The following is a 7,827-nucleotide window of genomic DNA, read 5'->3' as shown; positions in this document are numbered from 1 at the left end:
CAGGCATAAAAAAGACGCGGTAAACGCGTCTTTTTTTTACCTACAACACGCTAAAATTAGATGTGCAGTTCGGACAGTTTTTCTTTTGGCAAAGCCAGATCGTCATTACGGTTCACAACAACGTCGTGATCGAGAATGTGTTGCGCGATTTCCTGAGCTTCTTTCAGGGAATGCATCTCGTAAGTACCGCACTGATATTCATTCAGCTCAGGGATTTGACGCTGTTCTTTCACCTTCAGAACATCTGCCATCGCCGCTTTCCAGGCATCAGCAACAAATTGCTCTTCCGGTACACCGATCAGGCTCATGTAGAAACCCGTACGGCAACCCATCGGAGAAATATCAATGATCTCTACGCCATTGCCGTTCAGGTGGTTACGCATGAAACCTGCGAACAGGTGCTCCAGCGTATGAATACCGCGTTCAGGCATCACTTCAATATTCGGGCGGCAGAAGCGCAGATCGAACACAGTGATGGTATCCCCGTGCGGGGTTTTCATGGTTTTTGCGACGCGAACAGCAGGTGCTGCCATACGGGTATGGTCTACGGTAAAGCTATCCAACAGTGGCATATCGTCACCTCTCCTAAATAAATTAATTTTTTTTACGAACTCAGGAAACCTTTTCCCAGCATGCGGGTCTTAATTAGTGAAAGACGCGCATTTGTTATCATCATCCCTGTAAACAGAGATGTTTATTTGGCCACATTGATTGTGGCCTTTTTCTTTTCTACTCTTCGGCACTGCCTGCGTTCGCAGCCAGATATTCTTCAAAGCTTAGCGTATCACCCGCTTCCAGTTTGCGCTGACGCTGCCATGAACCATCCTGCTCAGCCATTAATGCACTGGCATCTAAAACTTCCAGCGGTTCACTCACCAGCATCTGACGATACTTTTCTGCCAGTTCCAACCCAAGACTACCCACGCCACCCTGCTGTTTCAGATCTTTAAGGATCCGCGCAGAATACGTCAGTTCAGGATCATCGAACGCAGCAACCAGTTCTTTGCAGACATCCTGATAAAGGTGATCGCCGTTCTGCTCGTCCATAACCTGCGCCACACGGCTCAAATCAGCAAACAACGCATTCCCGACACTGACCAGCGGCTTACGCTCATCGTTACAGCCAATACCAATCGTCTGACCCGGTTTACGCCCCTCGAGGATCACACGGTTCCAGTTTTTGCGCGTGCAAAGCAGTTCATCACTGCTCATTTCCGGTGCGTCCGCCAAGGCACACCATACCAAAAACAGATCGAGGAAACGCGCCTGGGTCGCATCGATGCCCACAGGAGAGAACGGATTGACGTCCAGCGAACGGACTTCAATGTATTCGATCCCGCTGCGCATCAGCGCGTCAGAAGGGGTTTCACCTGATTTGGTGACCCGCTTAGGACGGATTGGCGCATAAAGTTCGTTCTCAATCTGTAACACATTGGTGTTCAGTTGCAGGTATTTACCGTCTTTCTTCACCCCCATTTCCGCGTATTCCGCAGAAGGGGTACGAATCGCTTTCTTCACGCCTTGAACGTACGTTTCCAGATTGTTAAACGTGATCCCCAGATTACTCTGTGATTTGTTGGTATAGCCCAAATCACTCAGACGCAGCGAGGTGGCGTACGGCAGATAACACAACCCGGAATCGGTATATTCAAATGGCAGATCTGTTTCACGCCCTTTCAGGAAGGATTTACAGATCGCAGGTGACGCACCAAACAGATACGGGATCACCCAGCCAAAGCGGTAATAATTGCGGATCAGCTTAAAATAGCCCGCTGAAATCGCTTCCTTACCGCTTTCAACATCCGTAACACCCAGACGTTCCTGCCAGAAAGATAGCGGCAGCGAGAAATTATAGTGGATGCCGGAAATCACCTGCATCAGCGCGCCGTAACGATTTTTCAAACCTTCTCGATACAAGGTTTTGAAACGACCGACATTAGACGAACCGTACTGCGCCAGCTCAATATCCTGCCCGGATTCGATGAAGCACGGCATGCTGAACGGCCACATGCGTTCATCACCCAGTTCACGGGCAACGTGACGGTGAATGTCACGCAGAAACGCCATCAGATGCTCAATATTGTCATCGACGGGAGTAATAAACTCTAATAAGGCTTCAGCAAAATCGGTCGTGATCCAGCGGTGCGTCAAAGCCGCACCCAGGGACTCAGGATGTCCCGTTGTCGCCAGTGAACCATCCGCGTTAACACGAAGCGTTTCACGCTCGATACCGCGACGAATACCTTTTAAAGCCTGAGGATGGGCTTCCAGCCAGGAAAGCGCCTGAGATACATCCGGGATCAAATTGACCTCCCGTTCGGTGAAACCATTAATTTGCAAGCATACTGAATCTGCATAGATGTGACCATAATTGATAACTGATGCCAATCTAACCGAACCATGAAAGTCCCTGTAACGTCACAACAGCCAAAACGGTGTAACGCACTGCTTTTCCAATCAACATGAAAAAGACCACCGGACCCCATGGCATTCGCAGCCAACCTGCTAACACGCACAACACATCGCCAATCACCGGCAACCAGCTCAGCAACAATGCCGCCGGTCCAAAACGCTTCAGCCAGTTCTGTGCAACATCAAGTCCACGTTGCGGTTTGAGCTGCGGCACAAAGCGTCCGATGATGACGTTGGTTATGCCACCTAAGGTATTGCCAACAGTTGCAGACAAAACCAGTGCCGCTGGCATTGCGCTGCCAGCTGACAATAAAGCAACTAATAAGACTTCTGAATTTCCGGGCAATAATGTCGCGCTGAGAAAACTACTGCCAAATAACGAAGCCAGTGCCACAGCACTGCTCACAGCGTACGCACGTCCACAAAATCCATATTGGCGCGCCGGGCCGCCTCAATACCAAAATCTGCGTCTTCAAACACAACGCATTTTTCAGGAGGCACGCCGATTAACTCAGCGCAGCGTAAAAAAGTGTCGGGTGCCGGTTTGTGGTTTTGCACATCATTTGCACCCACGATCGCATCAAAGCAATCGCGCAGCCCAAGGTGACGCAGCAACGCATCCGCCATCCAGTGCTCACTGCCCGTCCCTACCGCCATTGGCCGGCGGCCATGATAAGCCTTCACGACATCAATTAATGGCAAAGGACGCACGGTATCAAGCAACATTTCCTGCACAGCAGCGGTTTTTTCTGCGGCAAGAAGATGGGGGTCCATTTCGACGTTATTGCTGTCGATAACAAACCGGGCAATATGCCAGGTTGGAGAACCATTCAGAGCGACCATGGATTCAACATCATAATGCATACTGTATTTGGTCAATACCTGATGCCATGCCTTACGGTGCGTAGGTTCGGTATCCAATATGGTGCCATCCATATCAAATATTAGCCCTTCGTATCGATCGTACATCGAATGCTCCATGATCACGAAAAAACAGGAAAACTACTTTATCGCAAAGTCTGGCGAAAGTCGCATTTTGTCCACACCTACAGCACATCCGAACACGTCAGAAAAATTAGGCAAATGAAAAAGAAGGGAGAGAAATCAGAGAGGAATAGCAGAAAGCAAAAAACCCGCCGCAGCGGGTTTTTCTCATACCGTATGAGTTAAATCATTTCGGCATCTTGAATATGGTGTACCCAGGAAGATTACTCGGCAGAGCCTCCCCCTGCGGGCCGTTGCTAAAGCAACGTTATCTTCCTTTGTGCTACCTGTATGTAGCAGAACTCTAATAAGACCAGAATCGCTGCAACATGTTTTGAATATGGTGCACCCAGGAAGATTCGAACTTCCGACCGCTCGGTTCGTAGCCGAGTACTCTATCCAGCTGAGCTATGGGTGCATTGGGGGCGTGCTGAGTTTTTTCGGAAAATACTAAGAGGAAGAATGGTGCACCCAGGAAGATTACTCGGCTTTCGCCTCGCCCAGCGAGCCGTTGCTGAGGCAACGTTATCATCCTTCGTGCTACTGCATGTTAAGTACGATTTAATTTGATTCTCGTCGCTTCAACATACACAAAATATGGTGCACCCAGGAAGATTCGAACTTCCGACCGCTCGGTTCGTAGCCGAGTACTCTATCCAGCTGAGCTATGGGTGCATTTTGATTCTTACTGCAGATTTACCTGACCATTTTTCCGCACTGCATCAGCTTTCGCCTTTGCCCATCACGCTAATTTGATTGCAAATCAACATACGTTCTGGAAAGTATGGTGCACCCAGGAAGATTCGAACTTCCGACCGCTCGGTTCGTAGCCGAGTACTCTATCCAGCTGAGCTATGGGTGCATTTTAAATGGCGGTGAGGCGGGGATTCGAACCCCGGATGCAGCTTTTGACCGCATACTCCCTTAGCAGGGGAGCGCCTTCAGCCTCTCGGCCACCTCACCATACGCCTCTTGCGAGTGTGCTGACTAACTTTGTTTAAGCTCATCGGCACTGCGTGGCGCACATATTACTTTCTGGCCCTTATAAGTCAAACCCTTTTTTCCTAACAATCACCCGTTTGGACATTTCACGCGCAACCTGAGCAGTTTGAAGGCAATAACAGGCCTCAAAGGTCAGAAAAAAGGCTTAGCTTTTAAAGAAAGGTAGTTTTGGAAGAAGTCGCAGGACGAAAATAAAAACCGGAGAGGCAGTAAATTAAGGGGAGAAAAATCAAAAAACGGACAGAAAGGAAGTTCAGCGCCTCGTCATCGACGAGACGCTTCGTAAATCAGTAACTCGTCTGTTGAGACTTTTCAGCCTGGATACGCTGATAAATCTCTTCTCGGTGAACAGAAACCTCTTTTGGCGCATTCACACCAATACGCACCTGATTACCTTTAACACCTAAAACGGTAACAGTAACCTCATCGCCAATCATGAGGGTTTCACCAACTCGGCGAGTTAGAATAAGCATTCTTTGCTCCTTGAATAATTAAAAGAGTCGGGTCTCTCAGTTTCCCGGCCATTATCTATCATAAGCAGGTAAAACGTAAGCCATGACCCCTACGTAAACTGTAAGCGGCCCGCAACTCAAGCCATAGTACTTTAAGTTTAGCCGATATCATCATTGTCGCGACTTTTATCGCGAGGCCCACCCTGCCATTAAGACCGAAAACGCCATATTGCACAACACATTATGGCGCTTCCTGGTTAGCTATTTATTTCTTATTACAGCCGGGATTCAACCCAGGCCTCTACTGTTGCCAGTGCAGCCGGTAATGCCTGAACGTCACTTCCCCCTGCCTGCGCCATATCAGGACGACCGCCGCCTTTACCGCCAACCTGCCGGGCTACAGAAGCAATCAGATCCCCTGCTTTTACGCGATCAGTCAGATCTTTCGTGACACCCGCAATCAAGCTGACTTTATCGTCAGCGATGGTTGCCAGAACAATAATCACTGAACCCAACTGATTTTTCAGGTCATCAACCATCGTACGCAGAATTTTAGGCTCTACATTATCCAGCTGACGAACCAACAGCTTAATGCCTTTCACTTCTTTGGCCTGGCTGGAAAGTGAAGCACTCTCCTGCGCGGCTTGTTGCCCTTTCACCTGCTGAAGTTCTTTTTCCAGCACGCGTGAACGTTCAATCAGGGTACGGATTTTATCCGTTATGCTGTTCACATCACCCTTCACCATATGCGCAACATCTTGCAGCAAATCACTTTGCTGATGTAGAGCGTTAATGGCGTTTTCACCGGTAATGGCTTCGATACGGCGAACACCTGCTGCTGTGCCCGACTCGCTCTGAATACGGAACAGGCCGATATCCCCCGTACGACTGGCGTGAGTACCACCGCACAGCTCGGTGGAAAAATCCCCCATAGTCAGCACACGCACGCTGTCTTCGTATTTTTCACCAAAGAGCGCCATCGCACCTTTTTCTTTCGCTTTATCCAGATCCATGATGGTGGTCTGAATTGGCAGGTTACGACGGATTTGCGCATTCACCAGATCTTCGACCTGACGAATCTCTTCCGGTTTCATCGCTTCGAAATGCGAGAAGTCGAAACGCAGATAGTTGTCGTTAACCAGCGAACCTTTCTGAGCAACGTGCTTGCCCAGTACCTGTCGTAGTGCAGCGTGCAGCAAGTGAGTCGCGGAGTGATTCAGACGAATACGCTCGCGACGCTCAACGTCAACTTCGGCTTCAACGCTGTCGCCAACGCTCAGTTTGCCTGCGCTCAGCGCGCCCTGATGACCAATGGCTTTGCCGTATTTTTGGGTATCAGAAACGGTGAAAGTACCGGCAGCGGTTTTCAGGATGCCTTTATCGCCAACCTGACCACCAGACTCGCCATAGAATGGCGTGTCATCCAGAACGACGATAGCGTTATCGCCCGCCTGAATTTCATTTACTGGCTGACCATTGATGAACAGCGCCACAACTTTGGAATGACGTTGCAGATGCTCATAACCGGAGAACTGCGTAACACCGTCAACGCGCACCATGCTGTTGTAGTCCGCGCTGAAACCACTGGACTCACGCGCACGACGACGCTGAACTTCCATCGCTTTCTCGAAACCGACTTCGTCAACTTTCAGATTACGCTCGCGGCACACGTCCGCAGTCAGATCCAGCGGGAAACCGAAGGTGTCGTACAGGCGAAAAGCAATCTCACCGTCCAGCGTATCGCCTTTCAGAGAAGATAATTCGTCATCCAGCAGCGCCAGACCGCGCTCCAGAGTACGGGCAAACTGCTCTTCTTCAGTTTTCAGCAACTGCTCAACCATGGCTTGCTGTTCTTTCAACTCAGCCGCCGCCGGGCCCATCACGTCAATTAACGGAGCAACCAGTTTGTAGAAGAAAGTCTCTTTCGCGCCCAGCATGTTGCCGTGACGGATCGCACGACGAATGATACGACGCAGCACGTAGCCACGGTTTTCATTCGAAGGGATCACGCCGTCTGCAATCAGGAATGCGCAAGAACGGATATGGTCTGCGATAACGCGCAGAGACTTGCTGGTCAGATCGGTCGCGCCCGTCACGTCAGCAACGGCAGCAATCAGTTTCTTGAACAGGTCGATATCATAGTTTGAGTTCACATGCTGCATAACAGCGGTGATACGCTCAAGCCCCATCCCGGTATCAACGGAAGGTTTAGGCAGTGGCAGCATAGTGCCGTCAGACTGACGGTTAAACTGCATGAACACGATGTTCCAGATTTCGATGTAACGGTCGCCATCTTCTTCAGCTGATCCCGGAGGGCCGCCCCAGATATGGTCGCCATGATCGTAAAAAATTTCGGTGCAAGGACCGCAAGGACCGGTATCGCCCATCTGCCAGAAGTTGTCAGATGCGTAAGCACCGCCTTTATTATCGCCAATGCGGATAATACGTTCTTTTGGAACGCCGACTTCTTTTTCCCAGATTTCAAACGCTTCGTCATCCGTCTCATAGACAGTAACCCAAAGCTTTTCTTTCGGCAGATTAAACCAGTTTTCGCCGGTCAGTAATTCCCAGGCGTAGTTGATTGCGTCGTGCTTGAAGTAATCGCCGAAGCTGAAGTTACCCAGCATTTCGAAGAAGGTGTGGTGACGGGCGGTATAACCAACGTTTTCGAGGTCGTTGTGTTTACCACCTGCACGCACACAACGTTGAGATGTGGTGGCACGGCTGTAGTCGCGTTTATCCAGACCGAGGAAAACGTCTTTAAATTGGTTCATCCCGGCATTGGTAAACAAAAGTGTCGGATCGTTTGTCGGGACAAGCGAACTGCTTGAAACAACGTTGTGTCCCTTACTATGGAAGAAATCGAGAAACGCTTGACGGATCTCAGCGGTGCTCTTGCTCATAAATATCCCGGAATCATGCTGGAAGAACGGCTCTTGAGCCGGATAACGCTGCATATGGCAGCAATCTGTACAGC

The 7,827-nt window shown here is 49.8% G+C and carries 6 protein-coding genes and 4 tRNA genes; all 10 read right to left on the bottom strand.

Features of this window, described 5'->3' with window-relative positions; genetic code table 11:
- Positions 1-56: 56 nt before the first annotated feature.
- Positions 57-572, bottom strand: a complete 516-nt coding sequence (gene luxS / locus ACLBVC_RS22725) for an S-ribosylhomocysteine lyase (protein ID WP_152323999.1) — start codon at positions 570-572, stop codon at positions 57-59.
- Between the two features lie 157 nt (positions 573-729).
- A complete protein-coding gene (gene gshA / locus ACLBVC_RS22720) occupies positions 730-2,304 on the bottom strand; it encodes a glutamate--cysteine ligase (RefSeq protein ID WP_410151510.1) in 1,575 nt (524 codons plus the stop codon).
- Between the two features lie 85 nt (positions 2,305-2,389).
- Positions 2,390-2,818, bottom strand: coding sequence for a YqaA family protein (locus ACLBVC_RS22715; protein ID WP_410151509.1), 429 nt, complete (start codon positions 2,816-2,818; stop codon positions 2,390-2,392).
- Positions 2,815-3,381, bottom strand: a complete 567-nt coding sequence (gene yqaB, locus ACLBVC_RS22710) for a fructose-1-phosphate/6-phosphogluconate phosphatase (protein ID WP_152324002.1) — start codon at positions 3,379-3,381, stop codon at positions 2,815-2,817. Before yqaB ends, ACLBVC_RS22715 begins: the two co-directional genes overlap by 4 nt.
- Positions 3,382-3,737: 356 nt before the next feature.
- Positions 3,738-3,814: transfer RNA gene (locus tag ACLBVC_RS22705), tRNA-Arg, on the bottom strand.
- A gap of 180 nt (positions 3,815-3,994) precedes the next feature.
- A tRNA-Arg gene (locus ACLBVC_RS22700) sits at positions 3,995-4,071 on the bottom strand.
- A gap of 110 nt (positions 4,072-4,181) precedes the next feature.
- Positions 4,182-4,258, bottom strand: a tRNA-Arg gene (locus ACLBVC_RS22695).
- An 8-nt stretch (positions 4,259-4,266) separates the two neighbouring features.
- Positions 4,267-4,359 (bottom strand) — tRNA-Ser (locus ACLBVC_RS22690).
- 326 nt (positions 4,360-4,685) lie between these two features.
- Positions 4,686-4,871: a carbon storage regulator CsrA gene (csrA, locus tag ACLBVC_RS22685; RefSeq protein ID WP_013574027.1), complete on the bottom strand. Its 186-nt coding sequence runs from the start codon at positions 4,869-4,871 to the stop codon at positions 4,686-4,688.
- Between the two features lie 254 nt (positions 4,872-5,125).
- Positions 5,126-7,753 (bottom strand): alanine--tRNA ligase, encoded by a 2,628-nt coding sequence (gene alaS / locus ACLBVC_RS22680; protein WP_410151508.1) that lies wholly within the window; start codon positions 7,751-7,753, stop codon positions 5,126-5,128.
- Between the last annotated feature and the right edge of the window lie 74 nt (positions 7,754-7,827).

This window comes from Rahnella selenatireducens (assembly GCF_046449555.1).
In the GTDB taxonomy this organism is placed as follows: Bacteria; Pseudomonadota; Gammaproteobacteria; order Enterobacterales; family Enterobacteriaceae; genus Rahnella; species Rahnella selenatireducens.
The sequence above is the reverse complement of the archived record's forward strand: the minus strand, read 5'-3'. Positions and strand labels throughout refer to the sequence as shown.

Excerpts from the sequence above, each read along its gene's own strand:
- luxS (WP_152323999.1), bottom strand. The coding sequence starts at position 572 with ATGCCACTGTTGGATAGCTTTACCGTAGACCATACCCGTATGGCAGCA.
- yqaB (WP_152324002.1), bottom strand. The coding sequence starts at position 3,381 with ATGTACGATCGATACGAAGGGCTAATATTTGATATGGATGGCACCATA.
- csrA (WP_013574027.1), bottom strand. The coding sequence starts at position 4,871 with ATGCTTATTCTAACTCGCCGAGTTGGTGAAACCCTCATGATTGGCGAT.
- alaS (WP_410151508.1), bottom strand. The coding sequence starts at position 7,753 with ATGAGCAAGAGCACCGCTGAGATCCGTCAAGCGTTTCTCGATTTCTTC.